The 25,349-nt window shown below is 48.2% G+C and carries 26 protein-coding genes; 10 read left to right on the forward strand and 16 right to left on the reverse strand.

Translation table 11 applies throughout. The annotated features are described in order from the left end of the window. Nucleotides 1-27 precede the first annotated feature (27 nt). Together FHW36_RS11135 and FHW36_RS11140 are read right to left on the reverse strand one after the other, a co-directional pair. On the reverse strand, nt 28-846 hold the full coding sequence (locus FHW36_RS11135; RefSeq protein WP_145667313.1) for an HAD-IIA family hydrolase: 819 nt from the start codon (nt 844-846) through the stop codon (nt 28-30). 194 nt (nt 847-1,040) lie between these two features. Further along, entirely contained in the window at nt 1,041-2,582 is a 1,542-nt protein-coding gene (locus FHW36_RS11140) for a DUF4139 domain-containing protein (protein ID WP_145667316.1), read from the reverse strand. Between the two features lie 180 nt (nt 2,583-2,762). Between FHW36_RS11140 and FHW36_RS11145 the strand changes: the two genes are divergently transcribed. The 4 genes from FHW36_RS11145 (at nt 2,763) to FHW36_RS11160 (ending at nt 5,458) form a co-directional block, all read left to right on the forward strand. Beyond that, on the forward strand, nt 2,763-3,770 hold the full coding sequence (locus FHW36_RS11145) for a lipid A deacylase LpxR family protein (protein ID WP_145667319.1): 1,008 nt from the start codon (nt 2,763-2,765) through the stop codon (nt 3,768-3,770). A 232-nt stretch (nt 3,771-4,002) separates the two neighbouring features. Beyond that, the gene (locus FHW36_RS11150; RefSeq protein WP_145667322.1) at nt 4,003-4,314 is read left to right on the forward strand and encodes an ArsR/SmtB family transcription factor; all 312 of its coding nucleotides are present in this window, start codon (nt 4,003-4,005) and stop codon (nt 4,312-4,314) included. 5 nt (nt 4,315-4,319) lie between these two features. Beyond that, nucleotides 4,320-4,820, forward strand: a complete 501-nt coding sequence (locus FHW36_RS11155) for an SRPBCC family protein (protein ID WP_145667325.1) — start codon at nt 4,320-4,322, stop codon at nt 4,818-4,820. A gap of 149 nt (nt 4,821-4,969) precedes the next feature. Further along, nucleotides 4,970-5,458 carry a DinB family protein gene (locus FHW36_RS11160; RefSeq protein WP_145667328.1) on the forward strand — a complete coding sequence of 163 codons (489 nt, stop codon included), beginning with the start codon at nt 4,970-4,972 and terminating at the stop codon, nt 5,456-5,458. Nucleotides 5,459-5,463: 5 nt separating this feature from the next. Here the strand turns inward: FHW36_RS11160 and FHW36_RS11165 are convergent, their stop codons facing one another. The 10 genes from FHW36_RS11165 to FHW36_RS11210 form a co-directional block, all read right to left on the reverse strand. Continuing rightward, the gene (locus FHW36_RS11165) at nt 5,464-6,108 is read right to left on the reverse strand and encodes a class I SAM-dependent methyltransferase (RefSeq protein WP_145667331.1); all 645 of its coding nucleotides are present in this window, start codon (nt 6,106-6,108) and stop codon (nt 5,464-5,466) included. Nucleotides 6,109-6,159: 51 nt separating this feature from the next. Then, nucleotides 6,160-7,203, reverse strand: a complete 1,044-nt coding sequence (locus FHW36_RS11170; RefSeq protein WP_145667334.1) for a Gfo/Idh/MocA family protein — start codon at nt 7,201-7,203, stop codon at nt 6,160-6,162. Next, nucleotides 7,175-8,281 carry a radical SAM protein gene (locus tag FHW36_RS11175; RefSeq protein ID WP_145667337.1) on the reverse strand — a complete coding sequence of 369 codons (1,107 nt, stop codon included), beginning with the start codon at nt 8,279-8,281 and terminating at the stop codon, nt 7,175-7,177. The genes FHW36_RS11170 and FHW36_RS11175 overlap by 29 nt, the downstream gene beginning before the upstream one ends. Nucleotides 8,282-8,494: 213 nt before the next feature. Beyond that, the gene (locus FHW36_RS11180) at nt 8,495-9,457 is read right to left on the reverse strand and encodes a class 1 isoprenoid biosynthesis enzyme (protein WP_145667340.1); all 963 of its coding nucleotides are present in this window, start codon (nt 9,455-9,457) and stop codon (nt 8,495-8,497) included. Between the two features lie 229 nt (nt 9,458-9,686). Next, nucleotides 9,687-10,661, reverse strand: coding sequence for a Gfo/Idh/MocA family protein (locus FHW36_RS11185; RefSeq protein WP_145667343.1), 975 nt, complete (start codon nt 10,659-10,661; stop codon nt 9,687-9,689). Nucleotides 10,662-10,741: 80 nt separating this feature from the next. After that, nucleotides 10,742-11,419 carry a hypothetical protein gene (locus tag FHW36_RS11190; RefSeq protein ID WP_145667346.1) on the reverse strand — a complete coding sequence of 226 codons (678 nt, stop codon included), beginning with the start codon at nt 11,417-11,419 and terminating at the stop codon, nt 10,742-10,744. 10 nt (nt 11,420-11,429) lie between these two features. Further along, nucleotides 11,430-12,398, reverse strand: coding sequence for a hypothetical protein (locus tag FHW36_RS11195; protein ID WP_145667349.1), 969 nt, complete (start codon nt 12,396-12,398; stop codon nt 11,430-11,432). A 69-nt stretch (nt 12,399-12,467) separates the two neighbouring features. Beyond that, nucleotides 12,468-13,271, reverse strand: a complete 804-nt coding sequence (locus tag FHW36_RS11200; RefSeq protein ID WP_145667352.1) for a polysaccharide deacetylase family protein — start codon at nt 13,269-13,271, stop codon at nt 12,468-12,470. A gap of 70 nt (nt 13,272-13,341) precedes the next feature. After that, nucleotides 13,342-14,376 (reverse strand): ferredoxin--NADP reductase, encoded by a 1,035-nt coding sequence (locus FHW36_RS11205; RefSeq protein WP_145667355.1) that lies wholly within the window; start codon nt 14,374-14,376, stop codon nt 13,342-13,344. Between the two features lie 112 nt (nt 14,377-14,488). Then, entirely contained in the window at nt 14,489-15,076 is a 588-nt protein-coding gene (locus tag FHW36_RS11210) for a helix-turn-helix domain-containing protein (protein ID WP_145667358.1), read from the reverse strand. Nucleotides 15,077-15,327: 251 nt separating this feature from the next. Between FHW36_RS11210 and FHW36_RS11215 the strand changes: the two genes are divergently transcribed. Continuing rightward, a complete protein-coding gene (locus FHW36_RS11215) occupies nt 15,328-17,331 on the forward strand; it encodes a TonB-dependent receptor (protein ID WP_145667361.1) in 2,004 nt (667 codons plus the stop codon). A gap of 5 nt (nt 17,332-17,336) precedes the next feature. Continuing rightward, the gene (locus FHW36_RS11220) at nt 17,337-18,377 is read left to right on the forward strand and encodes an AAA family ATPase (RefSeq protein WP_246121133.1); all 1,041 of its coding nucleotides are present in this window, start codon (nt 17,337-17,339) and stop codon (nt 18,375-18,377) included. 241 nt (nt 18,378-18,618) lie between these two features. On the opposite strand, the gene FHW36_RS11225 is transcribed toward FHW36_RS11220, so the two are convergent. Beyond that, nucleotides 18,619-19,494: a DUF72 domain-containing protein gene (locus FHW36_RS11225; RefSeq protein ID WP_145667365.1), complete on the reverse strand. Its 876-nt coding sequence runs from the start codon at nt 19,492-19,494 to the stop codon at nt 18,619-18,621. Nucleotides 19,495-19,593: 99 nt separating this feature from the next. On the opposite strand from FHW36_RS11225, the gene FHW36_RS11230 reads away from it, so the two are divergent. Then, nucleotides 19,594-20,580, forward strand: coding sequence for a formylglycine-generating enzyme family protein (locus tag FHW36_RS11230; RefSeq protein WP_145667368.1), 987 nt, complete (start codon nt 19,594-19,596; stop codon nt 20,578-20,580). 56 nt (nt 20,581-20,636) lie between these two features. Here the strand turns inward: FHW36_RS11230 and FHW36_RS11235 are convergent, their stop codons facing one another. Then, nucleotides 20,637-21,800 (reverse strand): acyltransferase family protein, encoded by a 1,164-nt coding sequence (locus tag FHW36_RS11235; protein WP_145667371.1) that lies wholly within the window; start codon nt 21,798-21,800, stop codon nt 20,637-20,639. A gap of 296 nt (nt 21,801-22,096) precedes the next feature. Between FHW36_RS11235 and FHW36_RS11240 the strand changes: the two genes are divergently transcribed. Then, the gene (locus tag FHW36_RS11240; protein WP_145667374.1) at nt 22,097-23,065 is read left to right on the forward strand and encodes a S66 family peptidase; all 969 of its coding nucleotides are present in this window, start codon (nt 22,097-22,099) and stop codon (nt 23,063-23,065) included. Here FHW36_RS11240 and FHW36_RS11245 read toward each other — a convergent pair. Continuing rightward, nucleotides 23,043-23,381: a winged helix-turn-helix transcriptional regulator gene (locus FHW36_RS11245; protein WP_145667377.1), complete on the reverse strand. Its 339-nt coding sequence runs from the start codon at nt 23,379-23,381 to the stop codon at nt 23,043-23,045. The genes FHW36_RS11240 and FHW36_RS11245 overlap by 23 nt on opposite strands. A gap of 109 nt (nt 23,382-23,490) precedes the next feature. Here FHW36_RS11245 and FHW36_RS11250 point away from each other — a divergent pair, with 109 nt between their 5' ends. Together FHW36_RS11250 and FHW36_RS11255 are read left to right on the forward strand one after the other, a co-directional pair. Continuing rightward, a complete protein-coding gene (locus FHW36_RS11250; protein ID WP_145667380.1) occupies nt 23,491-23,904 on the forward strand; it encodes a DUF6194 family protein in 414 nt (137 codons plus the stop codon). A gap of 85 nt (nt 23,905-23,989) precedes the next feature. Then, the gene (locus tag FHW36_RS11255) at nt 23,990-24,808 is read left to right on the forward strand and encodes a helix-turn-helix transcriptional regulator (protein WP_145667384.1); all 819 of its coding nucleotides are present in this window, start codon (nt 23,990-23,992) and stop codon (nt 24,806-24,808) included. A gap of 2 nt (nt 24,809-24,810) precedes the next feature. Here FHW36_RS11255 and FHW36_RS11260 read toward each other — a convergent pair whose 3' ends face one another. After that, entirely contained in the window at nt 24,811-25,257 is a 447-nt protein-coding gene (locus tag FHW36_RS11260) for a YybH family protein (protein ID WP_222429044.1), read from the reverse strand. Nucleotides 25,258-25,349 lie beyond the last annotated feature (92 nt).

Genomic DNA, 25,349 nt, shown 5'->3' on the forward strand with positions numbered 1-25,349 from the left:
GGGGACGGCAGCATGTCGTTTCCGTTGTTAATACATTACATCCGTCAACACAGTGTTACCCACTACCCGGGCAAACAGCTCATCGTTCAGCAAATCCTTAATTGATTTAATGATGAAGTCCGGAGAATAACCAAAATGCGTGAGGTCTTCTTCTTTGGTCACACCCGAAAGCGTAAGAATAGTCGTAAAGCCCATGGATCCTGCGCCTAATATATCGGTGCCCATGGTATCGCCGATCATCACCGTTTCGTCGGTAGTGAGTTGTAATGCTTTCCGGGCCATGCGCATCATCACCGGGCTGGGCTTGCCTACGCTGAAAGCTTTGATGCCGCTGGCCGTTTCCAGCATGGCTACCATGGCGCCGCATCCTGCGCGGTACTTGCCATCGCCCATGGGGCAGTTGGGATCGAGGTTGGTAGCAATCAGTTTAGCGCCCTTCATAATCATATTGAGCGCTTTGTCTACCGACTCCAGCATAATCGTTCTGCCCTCCCCGATAATTACATAGTCGGGCTGATCATCTACAATAGAATAACCCGCATTGTATAATTCGGTGAGCAATCCTCCCTCGCCGATAACATAGGCGGTGCCATTTTCCTTCTTGGAAGCGAGGTAGCGCGCAGTAGCCATGGCGCAGGTAAAGATGTCGGCATCCGTTACCCGGAATCCCATCTTATTCAACTTGTAACAAACATCGCGGCTGGTCTTTTGACTGTTGTTTGTCAGGAACAGGAAAGGCAGGCCTTTATCTCTCAGACCATTAATAAATTCTACGGCACCTGGAATGGGTTCACTGCCCTTGTAGATAACGCCGTCCATGTCGATAAGAAATCCCTTTTTTTTCATAGCATTCAGATGTTGATTATTGTATAATGGTCAATAAAAATATCATAAAAACTATGGAACGGATAAAGGCTGGAAGCTGTGCGGATACAGCGGTGTATGACGGGGTGGTGTATGAAGTGCAGATACCGGGAGAACCTGATATCTGCACTAAAGATAAGGATAAATTCCAGGAAAGCAACTACTTTTTAAAAAATTTAATTAACCAGCACCTGGTAGCTATACCGCACTACTTTCTTCTCTCCTGCTTTCAGTGCCAGCTGCCAGTTCATTTCAGAATAAGGATTTTTATCTCCCTGTTGTGTTTTGCGCTTTACTACACTACCACCATCGCTCAACGGGTCTACGGCGCCATTTACGCATTTCTTTACATTCACGGTAACATCCTTCTGTTGGAAATTATTGATCGTCACGGCACCAGTTACCGTCACTTTTCCGTATACCACTTTACCTACTTTTTTGAAATTATCTACCCGCCCCGTTTCTTCTTCTTTATTCTGTAAAGTGATATCGATGGCTTTGGATATCTGTATGGTATTATCAGCGCCTACCGGCGTGTATTTTAACTGGTTTTGCGCGAGGAAGTTACCCTGTTGATCCATGAGCATAATGGGCGCTGTGGTAAATGGTTTGTTCAGCGTGTTCTTAATTTCATAGGCATGATATACATCGGCAAATCCGCCACCCTCAGTACTTTCGTCGGCACCTGACTGGTAAGTGCCTACGTTGTCGGGGATTGTACAGCTATATTTTTCTTTGCAGGCAATGGTACCGGTGAAAATGGGAAAAGTAGCCGTAGCCTGTTTAGGCAGCGATATTTTGCCTAACTTATAAATATAGAAATCGCCCTGCTTTTCGCCTTCCTGCGAGAAATCATCCGGAGCGGTGGCTTCCTCGGCTGCAACGCGGCCTTCCATCATCACGATGTTATTGCTCATCTGCGACATGTGAAACTTCGCAGACGCAACATCTACCCCCATTTGCACAAAATCGAAACTCATCGGATCACGTTGTGCGCCGAAATACAATACCGGCGAGCCCACTACCAGTTCAGTTTCCACATCGGTCATGCGCTTACCGGGGTTGGTAAGGGTGGCCTTCATCTCCAGGTAAGCGGTTTTATCGTCGGCTATTTTCAACAGATAGGAAGGAGTCCAGTTCAAACCATCCTGCATGTATAGCTCCTTCAATGCAGTTTCTTTGACGCTGTTTTCCAATTCTATCACCACCATCCGGGCAACACTGTCTTTTGCAAAAGCCAGCGGACTATTGTCCATATCCACCTGGTAAATGGCCGACGTTTGCAGGGCCGTTACTTTGTTGTCATCTTTTCTAAGCTGCACCAGGTTGGCTGCAGGACTTACCGACAGAATAGTGCCGGTGACAGAGCGGTCGCCCCGTTCGCCTGCGGTGTAAGACAATGTTACTTTTTTGCCGGTGTTGGCCATCAGCATCTGGGGAATAGTGCCAATGGCGCCCTGTACTTTCAGGGTATCTGTTTTTACATCTACTCTTTTGACGGTGTTGCCTTTGGGGGCGCCAATCCAGTAGGTTCCCAGCAATACGGCGCCGGGATCGGGTAATGTGGCCAGTTTTCCGTTGACCGGCACGGTGCCTTCGTTAACAATCAATGCGGTACCATTTTTAAACACGGTTACTTTCTTTGGAGGAACTCCCTGCTGGGCCATGGCAGTATGCAGCACTAACAAACTGGCTGCGGTAAATGCTATCTTGTACATCTTTATAGGAAAAATTTTCGGTGAATATAGGTAAAATCCAACGGCCACGGCCTTTGCCAAGTAATCAAGTCCGGGAGTTTTTACGTATACCGACGACAAACAACATTCAAATGGGCGACAAACAGCGCTTTATTTATTGTCGCCGAAGTACGATATTTGAGAAGTCCTGAAGAGCACAAGATGAGCAAAAAGATCCTGTCCCTTTTACTATACAGCTGCCTGCTGGTAGTAGGGGGTAACGCCAACGCACAATCGAAAGACAATAGTTATTTATTCCGGCTGTACGACGATAACGACGGCATCAATATTACCGGCAATGGTACCGATGAAGCGTACACGAATGGTACCCGTTTCGACCTGTTTTATACACCCCGGAAACTACCCCGGGCTATACCTGACCGCTGGATGCCCCGGGCCGGCCAGGAGAGCGTGAATACTTATGGCTGGGGATTTATGCAGGCGATGTTTACTCCCCGGATCATTAAGCGGGAAGTACCGCCTCCGGGCGACTATGCCTATTCGGCCGGACTATTTATCATACGCAGCCTGCATTCAGCCAACCCCGTGCGCAAATACAATATTCAAACTTCGTGGGTAGCCGGTGTCATGGGCCCCTGGGCGCTTGGCAAGGAAACACAAACGACGGTGCACCGCCTACTTGGATACCAGACTCCCAGGGGCTGGAGCAGCCAGCTTAAAAACGACGTACTGCTCAATTTAAATATCGCCGCAGAAAAGCAATTGCTGGGATATAAACGATTCATAGAGGTAATTGGCGGCACGGAATTGTGTGCCGGCACTATGCTCAACACCTTGTCGGCTTATTCGCTGATCAGGATTGGTAAAATGCAGCCTTATTTCAACGGTTATCTCTCCCAATACACCACTAATACCGGGGATGCCCAACACTGGCAGTTGTACTTTACCCTGCAACCCGGCGCCCGGCTGATGCTAACCAATGCCCTGATAGAAGGCGGTATGTTTTCAAACCACGAGTCTGCCCACCGCATTATGGCGGATGGCCATTCTACCTTTGCCATGCATAAGCTGCTGGGCGGTATTGACTACGGCGTGGTGGCCGTTTATCGCCGGGTGGGTTTCTCGTTGTCGCAGAAAAGCGTTTCTTCTATGATTAAGGGACTGCCAAGTGTCGAGACCGGCAATATTTCTCTGTATATTGCATGGTAACAATAACCGACTTCCTGACCAATTTACCGACTTATAAACCTTTGACAACAACGCAGACCTAGCGGGTTGGTTAGATTTAAAACGGGTGTATCAACAATTACGATTGACACACCCGTTTTTATTTCCGCCTGTTAACACCCTGCCCGCTAAAAAAAATCGCAAAAATTTTGCGCAACCAATTAGTTTCATATATTTGCAACTGAACGGTTGCTCTTTTTTTTATTTTAGTTACATGAGAAGGGATGTATTTCAGGCAATAGCAGATCCGACCCGCCGGGCCATCCTTTTGCTGATTGCCACAAAGCCCATGACACCAGGTGCTATTGCGGAGCATTTTGAGATATCGCGACAGGCCGTATCCAGGCACCTGCGCATCCTTACGGCATGCCAGTTGTTACAGCAAACACAAACCGGCAGGGAGATATATTACCGCCTAGATGGAACGAAATTAACAGTCATCGCGGAGTGGCTGGAGAAATGCCGGACTACCTGGGAGAAAAAATTTAATACCCTTGATATTGTATTGTCCACCATAAAAACGTAAAAAAAATGAACGCGAATTTAGCATTTGATTTCTCTGTGGATAAAGAGAAGAAAGCCATTACGGTAAAGCGGGAATTCGACGCCGCCTTACCGTTAGTATGGGACGCCTATACGAAAAAAGAACTACTGGATCAGTGGTGGGCGCCCAAACCCTGGAAGGCCAGAACAAAATCCATGGATTTCCGCGAAGGCGGACAGTGGCTATACGCCATGGTTGGCCCGGAGGGCGAAGTACACTGGTCATTTGCCAATTACCAGCAAATTGTCAACCAGCAGAAATTTATAGGGCTGGACGGGTTTTCAGACGAACACGGCAACGTAAATACCAGTCTCCCTCAATCACGCTGGGAAGTATCCTTTCAGGCTAAAGGCGACAAAACACTGGTAACCTGTCATATTACCTATAATAAGCTGGAAGACCTGGAAAACATTATTAAGATGGGCTTCAAAGAAGGATTTACCCTGGCATTGGGCAACCTGGACGAAGTACTGGCAACGCTCAAATAATCACAGCAAACACCTCACAGCAACGGCAAGTTGGTTACGGGCACCAGCTTGCCGTTTTATTTTTCCGGCTCCTCCTGATTTCCCGTTGAAAAAGCGCTTTACCACACGACATTTTCCTATCTTCCAGCCCAGAAGTAAGGAGCATGCATATGAACAAAGTATACCGCACCGGCGCCGTTGGCGCCCTGCTGGACGAATATGAGAATGTAATCAAAGCGTTGCAGGAGGTCATTGCTGACGTGAGCGATCCAGCCCTAGCCGCTATAGCCGACACGACCACGACCGATCCTAATTGCCGGTCCATCCAATCCGTGCTGGCACATGTAACCAGTTCCGCCTACAGCTACGCCGTATACATACAACGCGGCAGCCGGGACAGTGTACCCGGCATTGCTGATACCTTTCGCACCAGCGCAAAAGCGTATATACAAGGCCTGACAGACGCCTTTATTTTTACGGTAAATGTTTTCAGTCAGATCCAGGACAATGAACTGGAAGAATTTGATCCCGCAAAGAAGATAGCTACCCGCTGGGGACAAGTATACGATATCGAACAACTCATGGAACATGCCATTGTGCATGTGATGCGGCACCGGCGGCAAATAGAAAAATTTAAGCTGGTACTGGCTACCAGGTAGGTGGATCAGCGTTTTTTTGCTATTAAAATCAGGTCGTCTGTAGGCCATCCATGTTGGTTAGGTGCGGGAACCCGTTGTACGGCCTGGAGGGCAAAGTCGTTTTGGTTCAGTGCCGCAACGAGGTGGGCGGCCTGGTGGTAATAAATATAAATTTCATCACCGGATGAGGAAGAGTAATATCCCGACAGGTGCTCCTCTCCTTCCATGGTGCTCAGGTAAAGCACGCCGCCGGGAGCCAGCAGGTCATATGCATCGGCGATTAACTGTTCACTTTCTGTTTTAGAGAGATAAGGTAACCCGAACGCACATACGATAGCGTCAAACTGTTGGCCGATGGTGCGAATCGCCCGTGCATCCTTCTGCTCAAACGTAGCGCCCGGATTGTTCTTCCTGGCCAGCTCAATCATATTGGGAGCCAAATCAATTCCCAGGATACGGAATCCGGGCCGTTTTTGCAGCAAATACGCGGTTACATTGCCCGGACCACAGGCAATATCCAGCAAGGCAGCATCGTCTTTGGGAATGTAGCTACAAAACAGATCAAACGTATCATGGTACATGGAAACATCCATGTATTTATCCTGGTATACTTTGGCCTGCTTGTTGAAAACTTCCACGGCCGTCAGGGATCTGCTGTTGAGCTGATTCATTCGGGGACCGGTTTTAATAAAATCCGGTGCTACAATTTACATAATTTCCATTTACTTCCCCAAGCCTTGCGAAACAGCTTCCAATAAACGGAAGGTGCCTTCAAAAGTATCCGGTGTTGCCTGCAGTGGTGATTTCCCCTGCTGTACAGCCGCTACGAAACAGGCAACTTCGCGATAGTAGCCATGTTGCCAGGTACTATTGTTGGCAGCCACGGGCACTGCACCGGCAGCATTACTTACCTGTGCTCGTCCCGTTCGTTTTAAAATTTTATCTACCGGGATACCACCGGGGCGATAACCCAGCTCCTGCACTACAAACGTCCCTGGGTAGTCGATAGCGACATGCCGTGTCGGCGTTACACATTGTAGTTGATCTGCAAAAGACGACCAGGCATAACAAGTCGATAGCTCCATGGTACCGGTTACCCTGGCATGCCGGAGTAATAACTGCACCTGTACTCCGCCGTTGACCTGCTGCGCTGTGAAATAATATTCCTTTACTGGTCCGAAGAGCTGCAATATATTATCTACCGGGTGACAAAACAGTTCCATCACGGCATTGCCTTCCGGGTAAGGGCCGGTAACATACCGGGCCTGGTAACTGAACGCCTTATTGAAATCCTTTTGGAACTGTGCATTTACCGGGTTGAATCGTTTGTTAAAGGCAATCATACAGCGGCTGGCGTGGCGATGCGCCGTCAATTCCTCCCAGCCTGCACAGTTGGTCACTCCCGGCTTCTCCACGAAAACATATTTTCCCTGATCCAGGCAGGCGTTCACCAGGGGCAGCTGGTATTCATTTTTGGTACAAATGAATACGCCTTTGATAGTATCATCCTGTAAAATGGCCGAAAGGTCGTTTACCCCCGTGCAGGCGGGAAACAAGCGGGCAGCCTGCTGTGCCAGCGGCAGCTGCCGGGAGTAAATGTATCTCACCGGCACGCCTAAACGTAATAATACAGGGTACAGGTTATCCAGGCTATGCTGCCCTATTCCAATGAATGCAAAGTTGCATCCCGGCAATGGCGCCGCCAGGGCGTCCATCACCTTTTTTCTTCGCCAGTTTTTATACCGCACTGCCAGGGACCTTATCATATTTCGATATTACTGTTTTAAAACGCTCCCGTTGTTCATTCCATTGGTAATTGCCCAATACCGCTGCGGTGATGCTGGCTCCGGCCAGTTGCTCCGCCTGGCGGAACAGGGTAACATCATATTTCCGGTGAAAGTTGATCCAGCAGCCATTACAATCGCGGCAATGTTTTTTCTGTAAGGCTATCGTGGCGGCCTCATTGTAAATGGTATCCAGGCTTTTTTCATGGATGTTGCCCAGCTTCAGGTCCAGGTTCTGGCAAATGGGCACATCGCCATTGGGGAGTACTACCACACTGTCGAAGATAGAATAACAGGGAAGTTTCAGCTCGCCCCGTTGCCAGTATTTATAAAGCAACAGGAAGTCCAGGTTCTCTTCAAAATTTCCCAGCTGTTGAATAATTTCAGGCGGAATTTCATAGCCCGTTGCGGCAGCCGATAATGAGCCTTGCTCATGGGCTTTGTCCACCGTGTCGAAATAAGAGATATTGTTGTAAATCCCTACCCGTAAATCAATTCCATAGCGGGTACACACATCCATCACATGTTGCAGGTCATCAAAGCTGTTGTAAGGAGAAAGGGTAAACATCACAGAGATATTACAGGTACTGTGCAGGGCTTCTATAACCGTCAGTACCTTATCGTATCCATCTTTTCCCCGCATATATTTATAAGACTCACGGGTACCATCCAACGAAATAAATAAGCGTTTGGGTGGAAACTGTTGCACTGCCCGGATCACTTTTTCCGGTTGCAGGCAGTTGGACAACAAGTCGAAATTGGGATGGTGATGATGGAACCATTCCAGTATTTCAAAGGCTTCCGGGTGCAGCAGGAATTCGCCGCCCTCCAGTCCTACAGTGGTAGCATCGCTGATACAACTGCTCTGCATGATGTCTATAATTTTTTCTTTGGAGAGATAGGCCACTGGGCGTTTGGCCCATATCAGGCAATGTTTGCAACGGGAGTTACAAAGATCGGTAGCGTATATCATCAGCGTAGACAGCACCTTTCGGGAAGGGTACAACTGGTTACGCACAAAGCGGCTCCCCCTGGAGAGATAATCAGAAGTTTTATACATGGTCCGGCGTTATAATAAAATAATCAATAGAATAATGGCGATGGAAATGAGGCCCAATGCGGGCAAAACCAGGTAGGCCAGCAGCCTGGCCAGCTGCTGGTGCATTTCGTCTTCTTCATATTGCATGTACGATAATTTGGTACTAATACACGCCACTGAAAAAATACCCTTATGTGCGGGAAAAATATTCTTGGGGAAGGTGGTAATACGCTATTAATTGGCTGCAGCTATCGATAATTGCCAGGCTTTCGTTTTACGGTACGTGAATTTGATACAATACCAGATATTGGTTGCCTGCTCCATATCTACTACCAACGCTTTTCGGGGTAGCTGGCGCAGGTTGGGCAGGCGCTCTTCTTGTCCCTGGAGCTCCCGGAGCCGGTGCAGGGCCAGGCTACCAAATGAGCAGATGCTCATGACGCCCGACAGAAAATCCTGCCGCTTGGAGGTGTCATAAGGCAGCATAGCGATCGCTTTTTCGATGGCGGCAACTTCTCCCATAAAATAATCGGAGAACTCGTAAGCATTTATCATCCGGTTGGGTAAAGTAACCGATCCCTGTTCCAGGTCTTTATGAATATCGAACAAATCATTTGTTAACTGGATGATGCCACCAAGACGGTACCAGCAAGCCTGCTCTATAGCACAGGCCGGGGCGTCAAAATAAAAATGGCAAAGCAGCACAGAATAGCCGCCTTTGCCCAGGGTGATGCGCATTAATTCCTCCTGGCTGATAGCCGGATCAAATTGCTTATCCGAATCGATCTGGGCTTGCAGAACTGCCCGGGCTACCTGATCATAATAGGATTTATCTGGAACAAAGTCTCTCAGGGTCAGGTTGGCATGTATAAACATCCGTTCCTCCAGGCGGGTAGCCTGGTATTGCCCGTCCCCGATGGCGATGGCTTCCAGCTGCGCAGGCAATAGCTCCCGCTTATCGCAGAAATCGTCGAACAGGGTGCTGCAAATAAAATATAACAGCATCCGTTCTTTCTCTTCAGCAGAAGTCTTTTTTCCCCGGAGTCCCATAAAGGCATCACAGATCATGGGGATATAAATACTGTAGCTGTTGACAATTTTACGAAAGGAAACCGGATCCAATTGGCCGTCAAAGCAGCTTTCCAGGTTTCTGAGATAATTAGTGGCCCATTTTTCTTCCTGCCTGCGGGCAGACATAACTTGATACAACTGGTAACAGATGCTTGCCCCGAACCTGACAAAATACATAATAGAATAAAAAACGAAATAGTTAGTGTAACGATAATGGTTGTAGGTAAAACTATATTTCCAAATATAAGATAAAAGAGAATTATCAAACAAAAAAGTAAAGCCGGAAAATAAATGACCAGCGCCTGCGGCGCTGATCTCCTCCTGTTTGGCTGCGCTGCACCCTGGCGGGCACCTATTAGAAAATCATTTTATCCTTTTTCGTAAAACTATCCATCAATTGCATAGAAAGGATAGCTTCTTCAGCGGAACAAGGATTAGGACTTTTATCTAAAAAGAAGGCGGTTACCTGTTCTATCATAGGTTGCTGGACATGTTGCAGGGCATCAAATGTAAATACCTGCTCGGCTCCGTTTATATTGAGGGTAAAGGAATGCCCGAATACCGGGAATCTTATTTTTCCCAGGGAGCCGGTGATCTCACACACGTCGGCTTTGTCGGCGGCGCCCACGGAAAAGCACCAAATGCCGTTGAATACGATTCCATTTTCGAATAAAATATTGCCCGATACCAGGTCATCGGCCCGGTACATTTTGGTCTGGTTCCTTGCAATCCCGGTAGCGCTCCTGGCTCGTCCAAAAAACCAGGTCATGAGGTCCAGCTGGTGGGGAGCCAGGTCATGAAAGAGCCCTCCTCCGGATACAGCAGGATCTACCCGCCAGTTGGCTTCCGGCGATACAGGCGGTTGCAGCATTTGCAGGGATACAAAACGAATATCGCCAATGGCTTTTTCCTCCAGCAACGCTTTTATCTTCCGGAACATGGGCTGCTCCCTCCGGTAGTGGGCAACTGTAAGCTTTACGCTATGCCGTAAGGCTGCCTCCTGCATACGGTAAGCCGATTCGGCATTCAGTGTCATCGGCTTTTCTACATACACCGGCTTACCGGCTTGTATGCATTGCAGGGTATACTCCTCGTGTTGCAGCGGAGGTGTGGCAATGTACACCGCATTTACTTCCGGGTCGTTGATGAGCGCTGCTGCATTGTCATACCACTTAGGTACGCCATGCCTGCGGGCATAGTCTTCCGCTTTGGCGGCATCCCGGCGCATAACCGCTACCAGGGATGAATTGGGTACTTTGTTAAATGCCGGCCCGCTTTTTACCTCTGTTACATCTCCACACCCGATAATTCCCCATTTGATGTTGTCCATATTTATTCGTCAGATTTTAATGATCCGGTCTGATGTGCAGAAAGATATATAATTTATTATAATAATTTATTTCTTTTCGATTATTCCCGGTAAAAGCGGTCGACATTCCCGGCAGCGGTAAAGCTGATAAAATAACGTTCGCGGCTACCGCTGATGGAGCGGGGATACCAGGTGATACTATCTCCCCTGATAATGGCATAGATATGTGTGAGGGGAGCCACGCCTTCGATACTGTCGGCCTTCAGCCGATAATTATTATAGATGGTGGCCACATTGGCAAAATGTACTTTATCCAGGTTTAGCAGGCCTGCCTTGATATCGTCGTGTACTGATAACTGTACGGGCGCTGGCTCCTGCCAGCTACCCTTATTGAAACGATAGGCATCGATATAGTCTGTCCTGGTGGGATGTTGCAGTTCCAGGTTGATCCTTCCGTCGTCATAAAAATGAATGGCTTCATATACAGCGATCTGCTTACCGGCAAATGCTGGCAGATTTCGCAGGGCATTCTCGGCCGCCGCCAGGGCGGCAGCGTTGCGCAGGAAATTGCCGCCGGACGAGCTGTGTACCTCCTGGTGGCTGCTAATCACGGTAATGGTAGTATTACTGTGCTGCTCTACCCGGGTGGTGTTGTCGGAGGTTTGCCCCGCCGCAGGACTCCCATACAGGGTATCGTGAATAGACTGGCGAATGGGTTTACAGGACATGCTTCCCATGATCAATGCCGCCGTCAGGATATATCGCATATTCATCTCCATAAAAATAATTTTAGTCCTCCAGGTCACTGGCAAAAGCAATTCTTTCAGGATGATCTTTCTGGTAAAAAATGGGGATGGAGGGCTGTTTGGTAATTCCGAGGTCCAACAGTGAAATTACTTTCTTCAGGGTGGCGGTACAAGTACGGCCACTACTATCCTGGAAGCGCAACTCAAAGCGGATCTGCGGCTGTTCATTAATATAAGTGCCGGTTTGATTGGCAGATACAATTTCCGCATCCGTGCGAATACCGTAGTATTTAGTGCGGAGCAGGTCGGAAGGCTTCCCTCCTATGAACCGCAATAGCTTAGTGAAAAAGAAGATTTCCGCCAGCAGTATTAGTGGGCATAATACCAGGGGATGATAGAAGCGCAGGAAACGCCAGCCGGCGCCCCCGTTTTCCAGCACATAAGAAAATTGATAATAGTAGATGACTGCTGCCGTAATGATGCACCAGCTAATACCAAGCCACAGCATACGGGATATTTTGACGCCTACTTTCATATCTTCCAGGCAAATGACGGGGATGGAACGAAGGGTATCATCTACCAGCAGCGCTATTGTTTTTCCATTTTCATATCTTCTCAGCGCTGGCTGTGTATCGGTCAGCTCCATTTCTTCTGTAATGGGGGTACTGGCAAAATTGGTAAAGGAAAATATGATCTTCCGCGCTTCAGCGCCGCTGCTGTTTGTTCTTAGGACTTTACTTTCCAGCACGCGGCCTTCTTTTCGCACGCCGGCTTTAGCCAGGCGGGCAAAATTCTTTTTCACCACAAAGGGTTGCACGATCCATCTGCGTGCTAACCGGCCCAGCACCAATCCCCATAGCACCACTGATAACGCCAGCCAGGCAAGGGCCAGCCAGGGTGCTGTATCCGGTGATTCCTTTCCATAAGTGGAGGCGTAATAGATAATCATCGGAAACGGCACCGCAAAGAAAAGCATATAGAGCATCCAGAAATAACGCCAAAATCCTGTCATACACTCGTTTTGTGATCAAAGATAATGGAAGGATAGCTGACTAATCTAATTTACCGTATGATAGATCTGTTATTTTTTGGGTGCATGCGTTACATAGTCCATCACCTCCTGGAAGGTGGCCACCCACACATCCTGGCGGTGAGCTGCCAGCCAGGCCAGCAGCTGTTCATGTGCTTCCCCGGAAGTGGTGATGTAATCGCCGCCTACGCCGTGAAACATGAAAATACCGAGACCGTTTTCCTGCAGCGTACGGGAGGCAAAGTCTATCAATTTTTCTCCGGTGGGCTGATAGTTCACCGGCCAGCTGGGTATTTTGTACAGCTGCAGCGTATCGAAGCGGGTGATGATGGCGGTACTGTCGCCTCCGCTGCGTGCATATTTTATCAGGCCTGATTGCTGCAATGCCGGGGTATAGTCAACTCCGCCCACCAGCGACTCACTGCAGGGGAAAGCGTAGGTGCGTTGCCGTTTGCCATCTATACCGAAAAGTAGTTTGTTCATCATCCCCACCTCTTTTATCATCGTGCTGACGTCATAGTTTTCACTGTAGTACTGACGGGCATTGGGATATACCCGTTCACTACAGGGATGATACAGACTATGGTTGGCCAGCTCCATCCCATCATTGGCAGCCTTGCGCCATTGCAGCATCTGGTCTTCCGTGATGTTGCCGGTCAGGAAGAAGGTACCGGTTAATTCATACTTCCGGAGCTGCGGAATCGCCACGTTTAATTGTGAAGCCAGGGCGTCGTCATAGGTCAACACAATCGCCGCCTTTTTCCCACCGGGCCATTTCACGGGCTGTTGCGCATGCGCTGTTAGTGAGGTTGTTGCGGCTAATAACGCCAGCAGGGATTGACGGATCCATTTCATATAGTAACATTCATATTACGCTCAATATAAGTATAAATCGTCTTCCCTGTATGCCCTGCTTCGTTGATCGCTACTCTCCCACTACCACGGTTACATCGGCGGTGAGCGGATAGCTCTGACACAACAATATCATGCCATCGGCAATATCGGAGGGCCGCAATGCATAGTTTTGCCGCATGGTTACCTGGCCTGAGGTGAGTTTAGCCAAACAGATACCACAGGTACCACCCCGGCAGGAGTAAGGAAGCGGAATCCGGTCGTCGAGGGCCGCCTGGAGAATGGTTTGTCCGGCATCCACGTCCAGCAGGTTGGTTTGTTCAAAGAAATGCAGCAATACCTCCTGTGTTTCGTGGGGGAGTACGATGTCATTACTGGTGGCTCCTGGGGTAAACCATTCCATGAAAATATGATCCGGCGCCACTTGCAGGGCGGTCAGCATTTCCTGGTGCATCGTCATTAGTCCTTCCGGGCCGCAAATAAAATAGTGTACCTGGTCCAATGGGTTGGTCACCGCCTGCTGAATCAGTTTACGGGTAACGAGTTTACTGAGCCGTCCTTTCAGGTGGCCAGGTGCACTGACCCCGGTGGCGGCAGACAAAGCATGAAATACGTGTAGCCGTTGGGGGTAGCTCGCCTGTAATGCGTCCAGTTCCTTGCTGAAAATGATTTCATCCGTGCTACGGCTGGCATATATGATGGTAATACGGGTATCCGGCGCTTCGGCCAACAAAGAACAGGCAATGGTGTATAGCGGGGTGATACCGCTTCCACCGGCCAACAGCACTACATGCCGGGCCTGGTAAGTAACCGCTGTGGGGGTAAAAGTGCCATGCGGACCCGCTACCTGCCATTGCCGGATCTGGCGGGCATGATCGAGGATATAATTGCTCATTACACCGCCCGGCACCCGCTTTACGGTAATGGCGGGATGCCCGCCTGGTACGACGCTTAGCGAGTACGAACGGGTAACCGGCGCACCGTTGATCGTTAAGGTTAGCTGGATAAATTGTCCCGGTTTATAGGAGAAAGGTTCCCCTTGCGTGTCAAATATAATGGTGATCGTGTTTGCCGTTTGCTGGATTACCTGTGCTGTCTGCCAAATCATATGTTCCAAATTTTCCTTGCCTGAAGCCCGCTTACGCCGGAATTCAGTGGAGCAAAGCTACATCGGCACAATAGTGCTGTGTTACACTATTCACCGGAAGTTGTATATAATTTTAAGATGATTGTTCACCCGGATGGGTAAGTGATTGTTTCATTTTCCGTATTTCTTTGAAATGCGAGGTATTGAGCCCTGTTTGGGCTTTAAACTGCCGGGAAAGATGCGGGGCGCTACTGTAACCCAGCCTAAAGGCAATATCCGCCAGGGTTTCATCTGTATATACCAACAGCTCCTTTACCTTTTCGGTTCTATATTCCATGATATACTTTTCCAGTGTAACGCCCTCCAGCTCGGAGAAGATGGCGCTCACCACGGGGTAAGGCTGGTGTACCGCGCGGGTGACTACATCGGAAAACTTAAAATTATCGGGGAAATCATACGTGCCGGCATACACTTCTTCTACCAGCGATTTTACCTGCTTAATCAACCGGGTACGTTTATCTTCCAGCAAGGTAAATCCGAGTGCTGCCAGCTTTTCTTTCACCACTTTCATATCCGGATCCGACAGGGCTGCAATGGTAGTTACCTCCCCCAGTGTAATGCCGGTAATCGGTACATGCAGGTCGGCAAATATCTCCTTCACGGCCAGGATGCAACGTTCACAAACCATTCCTTTAATAAAAATCTTGTGGCTACTTAACATGTATACGATATTTTGGCGGCTACAAAGGTCGGCTATCCACAGGAATAGCCATTATAAAATTCGGGAAAAGGTTTATATAATATCAGGGCACGCGGAAACTATTATCGTATATGCGTTTCCGTGTTACGCCCGGAATATATAACACAAACGTGTTATCTTCAAGAATCATTTAGGATTGTACATTTGTGTAATTATTACACTAATTATTAAGCATTGAGAGGCAAATTCTCCATATCACAGCCGTACACCATATGAATCAACGTTTTACAGCCATCGTGGGATGGTTTTTATCACCATTGTTGACCCGGGCCCAGGATAGCCTGCCAACTAAAAAAGACAGTACCCGGCGCTTGCAGGAAGTAGTAGTGGCCTACCAGGCGGGTAAAAACACCCCGGTTACGTATTATAATATGGATATGAAAGTATTGGGAGAGAAGAACACCGGCCAGGAGCCTTCTTTTCTGCTATCCGAAACACCGGCAGTAACTGTTTACTCAGATGCCGGCAACCAGCAGGGCTATTCGTACTACCGTATCCGTGGGATGGATCAAACCCGCATCAACACTACCCTGGATGGTATGCCACTGAACGAGCCGGAAGACCAGGGCGCTTACTTTTCCAACTATCCCGATATCCTCAACTCAGTAAGTCAGTTGCAACTACAACGGGGCGTAGGCATGTCTAAAAATGGCGCGGCGAGCTATGCCGGCAGCGCACAGCTGTCGTCGCCCAACCTGGGCGATACGGCCCACACCATGCTGGGCATCGGCTATGGATCCTACAACAGCTTCCGTGTTTTCGGCGCCTGGAACAGTGGCATCAAAAATCACAAAGCCTTGTATGTACGGGCTTCGCAGGTGTATACCGATGGCTATAAATACCACGCTTTCAATAATGCCCAATCTGTTTTTGTCAGTGGAGGATTGTTCTATGACAAGAGCTCCTGGAAAATAAATATCATGGCCGGCAACCAACGAAATGGCATGGCATGGCTGCCGGTAACCGATTCGCTGATTCAGAAAGACCGCCGCACCAACGCCGATACCCGCGATGAAAAAGATCATTTTACACAAGCATTGGTACAGCTGCAAAACACATGGCAAACAGGCGCCCGCGCCAGCCTCAGCTCCAGTATTTACTATACCTACCTGAAAGGCGGATACGATTTTGACATCAATAATTTCAGCGGTCTGGTGCCCAATGGCCACCTGTTTAACTACGGCTTCCGGTCCCATTTCACCGGCTTTTTCAGCCACTATACGCTGAGCGGCCAGCACTTGAAATGGACCAGCGGTGTGCACGGTAACCTATATCAACGCCGGCATACGGGTACGGATACACGTGAAGGGGAATTGTACCGTAACACCGGCTACAAAAATGAGATCAGCGCCTTTAGCAAAATGGAATATTACCTGCACCGGTTTACCTTCTATGCCGATCTGCAATACCGCTACGCCGCCTTCCACTACAATGGCAGCGTACCATTACAGCCCTTACACTGGCAGTTTCTCAATCCCCGCGCAGGCGTTAACCTTGCCGTTAATGAACATACCAACATCTACTACAGCCTGGGCCGCACCGGGCGCGAACCTACCCGCAACGACATCTTCGGCGGCAACGACGATCTGCCAGCCGACAGCACCGGTAAGCCCCTGCTGTATAACCACGACCCCGAGTACGTGACCGATCATGAACTGGGCATCCGGATCAACCGGCAACGCCTTCAGATACAGCTGAATGGATACTATATGAACTTCAATAATGAAATAGTACTCAACGGACAACTGGGTCCCAATGGGCTGCTACTCACCAACAACGTGAAACGCAGCTTCAGAACCGGCGTAGAGCTATCGGCCAGCTACCGGTTAAATAAAGCTTTCAGTTTCACCAACAACAGCTCCTTTAATTACAGCCGCATAAAAGAACAGTCTACCACTTTCAGCCCGGTACTTACCCCAGCGCTGATCATTAACCAGGAAGTGGCCTATCAGCACCGACAACTCTTGCTGGCACTATCTGGCAGGTATCAGGGGCACTCTTATATCGACTTTGCCAACACGGCTACCATTAAAGCATACGTGCTGCTAAATGCCCGGATACAGTATAGCCTTAACCGTTATATGGCGTCACTTTATCTTAACAACATCTCCGGAACAAAATATTATAACAATGGTAGTGTAGACGCCGCAGGTACCCTGAAATATTTTGTTCAGGCTCCGGCGAATGTATACCTTGCCTTAAAATATAGTTTCTGATAAGCATGGCTATGCAGGAAAAAAAGATCACCAAAGCATTTGTATTCGGCAAGTTCATGCCCTTTCACAAAGGGCATGAAGCAATGATAAATTTTGCATTGTCGCACTGCGACTTTTTATCCGTACTCATTTGCTGCAGCGATGAAGAAACGCTATCCTGCGCGCTGCGGAAATCATGGATGGAAGCTACTTTCCGGGACCACCCGCGCATTAACATCCGCACTTTTCAATACGACGAAAAAGTATTACCCAATACGTCGGTTTCCTCGACATCCGTATCCGCTATCTGGTCGGAGCGATTTAAGCAGCTGTTTCCCGATTATTCGCTGGTGGTAACTTCAGAGCCTTATGGCGACATGGTGGCGGATTACATGGGCATACAACATATCCCTTTTGACATCAGCAAAAACCTGTATCCTGTATCAGCCACGCATATACGCGCCGACCTGTTTAAGTCCTGGGAATATTTGCCGGATAGCGTAAAAGCATCGCTGGTGACCAAGGTGGTGCTATTAGGCACTGAATCTACCGGTAAAACCACGCTCACGGGCAAGCTATCGGCTTATTTTAACAGCAGCGCCGTTATGGAAGCTGGCCGGGATCTGATCCCGGATTCCCATCATTTCAGTGTAGCCGACCTGTACCTGGTTGCCCGGGAGCATGCCGCCTGTATTCAGCAAATGGAAACTGGTCCTTCTCCCCTGGTGATCATCGACACCGATATTCATATTACGGCCTCTTATGGCGTATATGCGTTGGGGGAAATGCTGGCCATAGATCCTGCAATTTATGCCGCTAACAAGGCGGATCTCTATCTTTACCTGAATAATGATGTGCCTTATGTACAGGACGGTACGCGGCTCAGCGAAGCGGAAAGGGATTTGCTGGATCAATCGCACCGGCAGGTATTGAAGCAGTACGATATTGCCTATGAGGAAATTACGGGCGACTGGGAAGCCCGCTTCCAACAGGCGGAGGCACTGATCAACCAACTGCTGCAACGCAAGATAACGGCCTGGCATACCCGCACGCTGCCATCTTACTAAAACAAAAGCCCCGTCCTGCAATGCGGGACGGGACGTGTTATATCGACGGGTATCGTTATCTCAGCTTTTTGCGTATTTCTTTTTTACGTGTTTAACCCTTAAAATGATACAGATGAAGTAATACATCATTTCAATAAAATTCAACATGCTATCAGTTTTGTGCCGGAACAGATCCCGGCCGGTGCTTAACTTTCTTTAAGATAGTATTTTCCGGTGATATTGCCAACGCAGTTATTTCGGACTAGAAAAACGTCATTTGTGGCTGAGATCGCGTTAATCCAAACACCGCCTGTACTTCCTCGTAAAACCCTGCTTCATATTTGCCATCATGTACGTGTAAAAAAAAGTAAGTTTCCTCCAGGCCCCGGGCATTCCAGTCGTCCAGACGGGCTTTCCAGTCCTGTAAGCGAATGCTGTCGAGCGGATGTCCTCCCTGCGTTACAAACCGCAGCATCAGCTTCGGAATGGTAAGTCCCATGTGGAGGCAATCGCGGCGGCCCGGCGTATCGGTGATCACGGCGCCAATGCCCAGGTCTTTCAGCGTACGGAAAAGCTCCGCTCGTTCTGCTGGGTTTCCAAACCAATCGGGATGCCTTACTTCCACGAAAAAAGTCAGCTGCCGGGGGAGGGACTCCAGGTATTTGTACAGGTTTATTTTCCGGACTGGTGAAAAGTATTCGCTCAATTGCAAAAAGATAGGCCCCAGGCGGTCTTCAAAGGCCGCAACGCCTTCCAGGAAAGCGGCTGTTTCCACACCTGCATTCAGCAAAGTGCTGTGATGACTGATAGACTGTGGTACTTTGGGGCAAAACTTAAAATCGCGGGATCCGGTTTTCTCCACCCATTTGCGTACCGCTTCGGGCGCATAAATTTTGTAATGGGTTGCATTGAGCTCTACACAATTAAACAAGCGGCTATATTCCGTTAGCAGTCCCGTTTCTTTAGTACCCCGGGGATAGAGCGTACCCATGTATGCCACCCTGCTCCAGCCGGAAGTGCCTATCCGGAGCGGATGTGGTACAGCCGTTCCAGTGAGTGTTTCGCCGGTCACCCATTCATCGGGAGGTAACGGATGATACAGCTGATCGTATTGTTGCCAGTTAGCGCCAAAGTCCATACAAAGTATTGTTGTCGTTCACGGCCTGCAAGATAGGGTTAAACAATCTTGTTTGGTTATCTTTGCGTTTTCGTTAAAAAAAATTGTTTGTTTATATACATGGATATCACACCCATCTTTAGCCGGAAAGCCTGGAATCAGCTCACACACGACGAAGCAGCCCATTTGTTGCAACACCTGGTAGTTACCCGGCTGCCCGGATTTACCATTCTGCGCTTTGAGCAATTTGATAAATTCCAGCAAAGCACTTATACAGCGGTAATGACTTACGAAGGCTGCGAATTTGTTTTTGTACCGGGAGATACCGTTACCCTGGGCCTGGACCCTCTCGTAATTCCTGATACAACCCGGCAACAGCTGACTGAACTGATGGGCGGCAATATAGATGAAACAAATACCTACCTGCAGGAACGACTCTCACCGCTGCGCACGGCTACTATTGCCCCGATGATCGTAGAACGGCAGGTGCGGGAAACCGGCTATTTCCCGGTAGCGTTGAACGATGAAAGACTGCTGGCGGATGACTATTTTGAAAAGACAATGGCAGAGGTGAGCGCTTCTACGCGTGAGCATTGGACCTACACCGTCAACGATAGTTTCCGGTTGGTAAAAAATGGCGCCCGCATACAGGCCTTTCTCTATGAACCGGCCAGCTACCCGGCACTGTTGCAGGAGGTTTCGGCCAGCGGGTTCAGCCTCCCCACAGAAGATGAATGGGAGTACTTATGCGGAGGTGGCAGCCGCAGCTTATATCCCTGGGGCAATAGTGTAAACCGATTGGAGAAATACCACCATTTTGCTGCCGGGAAAGACGATGCTGCACCTTATATACTCGATATACCCAATCATTTTGGATTAGTGATTGCCAACAATCCGTATCGCTATGAAGTAACCAGCAGCGAATGGTTTCTTAAATCGGGTGATGGTGGTTGCAATATATGTGGTGGCGCCGGTATGGAGCTGGGTTATCTGCCCGTAAGCAGCTACTACCGCGATAGCTATATTTTTGACGAAGAGATGAATTATAAAGGGGAGATCACCGGTGACTATACCTTTACCCGGCGCATTAAACATCTGGCACTTTAAAAAAAGCGCGTAATACTGGTTGTATTACGCGCTGTATCCCGAACATTCATTTCTCTTTATACTTTGAGAAATACTTTCTTCTTATACATAAAATATAAAAATAACCATTTCACGAATACGAAAGACAGGGCCAGCGCCACAGCGCCATAAGGCTCTCCTACCAATTGTCCCAGCCATTTAAATAATGCGTTATTGGAATAATTCCAGTCTACAAAATGACCGGAGATGTAGATAAGAATAGAGTTCATGCCAATCACGCGGAAGAAGAACGCCCATTTTTTATACCCGGCAATATCTATCACGTAATAAAATAATGCCAGTAATAACAGGCTGATACCTCCCACCTGCAATACGAAGGAGCTGGTCCACAGGTTTTTGTTGATCGGAAAATCGAGGTTCCATAGTTGTGCCAATACCAGGAATACCACGCCGGTAATGCTCATCAAGGCCACTTTTCTTAGCGGCGTCGTGTGATTATTGCGCAGCAGGTTGCCCGTCAGGATACCCAGCAGGGCGGTGCTGATAGCGGGGAAAGTGGAGGCAACACCTTCAGGATCATGAATACCGAGATATAATTTACCGGGAACAATACACCGGTCCAGGTAAGAGGCAAAATTACCCTGCATGGTGAGGTCGCCCGGAGGAAAGCCGGGAGCAGCCGTAAACTTCAGCAGCAGCCAATATGCTATCGGGATGGCCACAAACCAGATCATCTGGCCTCTTTCTTTCGTGTATAGATAGATGATATTGGCAAACATATAAGCCAATCCGATTCGGCCCAGGACGCTGCAAAAACGTATTTCTGATATAGGATGCAGTTGCAGACCGTTATTGTAGATAATTCCCAACAGCACCAGGGTAAGTCCCCGCTTTACCACCCGCCATAGTAGCTGGCTACGGCTTTTTCCTTTCTCTAATTCCCTTCCCACGGAATACGGGGTAGATACACCTGCCATAAACAGGAAGAGCGGGAAAATAAGGTCATAAAAATGGAAACCATTCCAGTCGGGGTGTTCCAACTGTTCTGATATAGTATGCCAGAAAGGAGCTCCGGTGGCTTTTTCCAGTGCGTGGAAAATACCGGCGCCGCCCATAATCCAGAACATATCAAAGCCGCGAAGGGCATCCAGCGAATACAGCCGGCCTTTTTTTTCGTTGTCACCAGCGGCCGGTACGGATACTTCTCCTGCCTGTATAGGGCTTGTTGTTAATGTGCTCATGAATGGTGTGATATTGAAGCGTTCAAACGATACATTATCATGCAGATTTTGGTTGCATCCGGCCTACAAGCTACTAAAAATGAAATTAAATTTTTTTAAAAATAAATGAAGGAAAATTTATCTTCCTGCAATTATTAGCAAAAATGGCAGGGCGTTCCTATTTCTGCAAATTAGGCAATGTATCTGCCAGTTCTTATCCTGATGGTTTACTTAATATATTGTTATGTCTAAAATGTACGCATGATGTCTTAATTTGGAGATAACAAAGTAATGCCTGAGCGTGTAAAAATTAACCGATGCAAACAGTGATTCCGGGTATCTTGAAAGCAGGAGATGAAATAGCTGTCATAGCAATTTCGCAAGGGCTGGAGATCCTTCACGAAAATTTAATAACAAAAGCCGTACAAACGCTGGAAGGGCGCGGATTAAGGGTTACTTTACCTCCCGGCCACCGAGAAAAATCCACACGCACACAGCAGGGGATCCGCGAAAAAGTGGCCACCCTCCATGCCGCACTTGCGAGTCCCTCTGTTAGAGGTATCCTGATAGGGTTGGGAGGCGTCAGCGCCCTTGAAATGCTGCCTTATATTGATTTTGACCTGGTCAGGAAAAATCCCAAGCCAATTTGCGGCTTTTCTGATGCCACCATTATACTGAATGCCATCTATGCCCAAACCGGTGTTATTACCTTTTATGGTCCTATGCTGTTTTCTTTTGCCGCCAATACAGACATATGCTATACGTGGGAGTTCTTTCAGAATGTCTTGTTTTCAACAGCTGCTTTTGAGATAAGACCGGCGATAAAATGGGGGAATTACGACGAGCTAAACGGTAGCCGTAAAAATCAGGGATTTCATGTGCTAAGAGCAGGCAATGCCACCGGGGTACTTGTTGGCGGCCATGTACCCTCATTTAACCTGCTGCAGGGAACGCCTTACCTTCCCTCACTGAACAACGCTATCCTTTTTGTAGAAATTTGCGAACGCTATAGAAAAGACAGCGCAGGAAAATTAATGCAATATTTAAACTCCCTGCTGTTGCAAAAAGGCGCAGATGAACTGCAAGGATTGATTGTTGGCCGCTTTTATCACCAGGAAGGTGTATTGGAAAATGAGCTCTATGAAATGTTGTTGTCACATCCCCTATTGCAGCATATTCCTATCATTACCAACGTGGATATCGGGCACACTACGCCGATGGTAACGCTGCCTATTGGCGGCAGGGTAAGTATATCACAACATACTATCGCGGTTGAAGAACGCTGATAGCCCAAGACTGTATCGCGGTCAACACCGGCTTCAGCGACGTTCCTTTTTCCGTCAGCGAATATTCTACCGTTGGCGGCACGGTGGCATAGGCTTTTCTTTTCACGATTTTCTTTGCTTCCAGTTGTTTCAACTCTTTGACCAGCATCCGTGTGTTGATACCTGTCACCTGGCGTTCCAGTTCTTTGAACCGCATGGTGCCGCTCATCAACACGTTTACAATAGACATGGTCCATTTGCCGGCAATTAAATCCATGGCTTCCTGGAAGGGACATTCCCCCGATTGTTTTGTTTTTTTCTTTGATTGCAATGCCATAACTGTAGCCAATACTTTACTTTAGTATACTATATGCCAAAAAGGTAACTACTTGCAAATGTAAAGTGGTCGGCCGACATTTGCCACAGATCTATTAAACTGATTGTATATGTCACTCACCGCTATAGAACAATACCTTGGCACATTGCCAGCTATCAGTACCTCCGAGCATTTCGGGTATAAATTTTTCTTTTACGGAGCGGAACAAGTGCTTCCCTTTGTCACCATTGCCCTGGCCGATAACGAGCATGACCAGGTATCCCGGCTGGACCGCGACGGCGTATTCCGCCTGAATATAGGCGTATCAAAGGCTACCTTTCAACAGCTGTTTCCTGGCAATACTGTTGCGTGGGACTATACAGCGCTGAACAGTTTCATGCCACATCCGCATTATGCCGCCCAGCATTTCATTTGTATACTGAATCCCGAAGGAGCCCACCTGGCCACTACCACCGGTTATATAGCCGAGGCCTACGGGATAGCTAAAAAACGCTTTGACAAAAAGCACGCCGCTGATCATTAAAGGAAAATGGTCACCCTCCGGAAAAGGGCGACCATTTTTTTTCCTGCTTTCCTTGAAAAGTTTAACTTTATACAAGGACGATCATATGCAGTTTTTACCTTCCGCTCCCCTAGCGCCCTACATAAAGAATTATACCGTTGTTACGATTCATAAACATCTCGACAACGAAGTATTTTACCCAAGCGGTTATGTAGACCTGGTGATTAATATCTCAGGTGGTATGGCGGCCACCATTATCAATGGTAAGCGAAAAGATACGCCGGCTATAGAGCTGCTGGGACACCTCACGCTTCCCACCCGGCTCACGGTAGCGCAAGGCACCTCAGTGCTCATTGCACGGATTTATCCGCATGCCAGTACCTTGTTCTTCACAGATCCCCTGTCGGAATTCACCAACTACGCCACAGATATGTATGATGTGACGCTGAACGAAAGCCGTGCATTATATGGCCGTATCATGCACGCTGAAGGACTGGCACAAAAAATCGGGATCCTGGAAACCTACTTTCTTCAACAACTGAAAAAAAATGAAACGCGGTTAAAGAAAGTATCGATGGTGCAGGCACTTAGCCAACAACTTTTCCTGGAACACCAGTACCTCGATTTACCCGCCCTGGCTCAGCGTTCGGGGCTATCACAGCGATATATTCAGAAACTCTACCTGGCGAACATCGGTATCAGTCCGGCGGCCTTTAGTGCGGTAGTGCGGTTCAACAGGAGCCTCCACCAGGTGTTGCATACCTCCGCATCATTAACCGCCGTTGCGTACGATTGTGGGTATTATGACCAGGCCCATTTCATTAAAGAGTTCAGGAAATTTACCGGTATCACGCCTTCTGCTGCCAGGCGTTCGCTCATCAAAAATGGAACTGATTTCCAGCAGGCGGTTAATATCGGCTTCTAGTGCTATTTTGCGGGGTGGTTGCTGCTAAACATATCCCGGTACATTTTCCAGCCGTCCTTTGTATTTTTCCAGATAACAATTACTTTTCCATCATCCAGCCTTTTACCTTCCAGGTCGGTCATCTCGTAAAAACTTTCCTCTGTCACAAATGTTTTACCATCTCCGTACAAGTGCTGGATCGTAAAGGTAACATGTACTTTAGGGCCACCATTAAAGAAGGCGGCCATTTGTGCGGGACCACATACCGGCGTGGTATTGGGCGGAAAGAGACAAGCATCATCGGTGTACCTGGCAAGGATAGATCCATCGCCCTTGTTGGCAAGATCGGCGTAGATTGCGTTACTGGCTTCTATCACCTTCCTGACGGCTTCCAGTTCAGGGTTTTCCGTTTGGGCATTACACCAGCAGGCCAACATCAGCAAGCCGCTTAAAACAAACATTCTTTTCATTTTGTATTTTTTATACAAAACAAGTTATTCCGGCCGGCAAGAAATTGTAAAATAGCGAACAACTTTTATTTTCAGTATCTTAGATAAAACCC

Source organism: Chitinophaga polysaccharea, from assembly GCF_007829335.1.
GTDB classification, from domain to species: Bacteria; Bacteroidota; Bacteroidia; order Chitinophagales; family Chitinophagaceae; genus Chitinophaga; species Chitinophaga polysaccharea_B.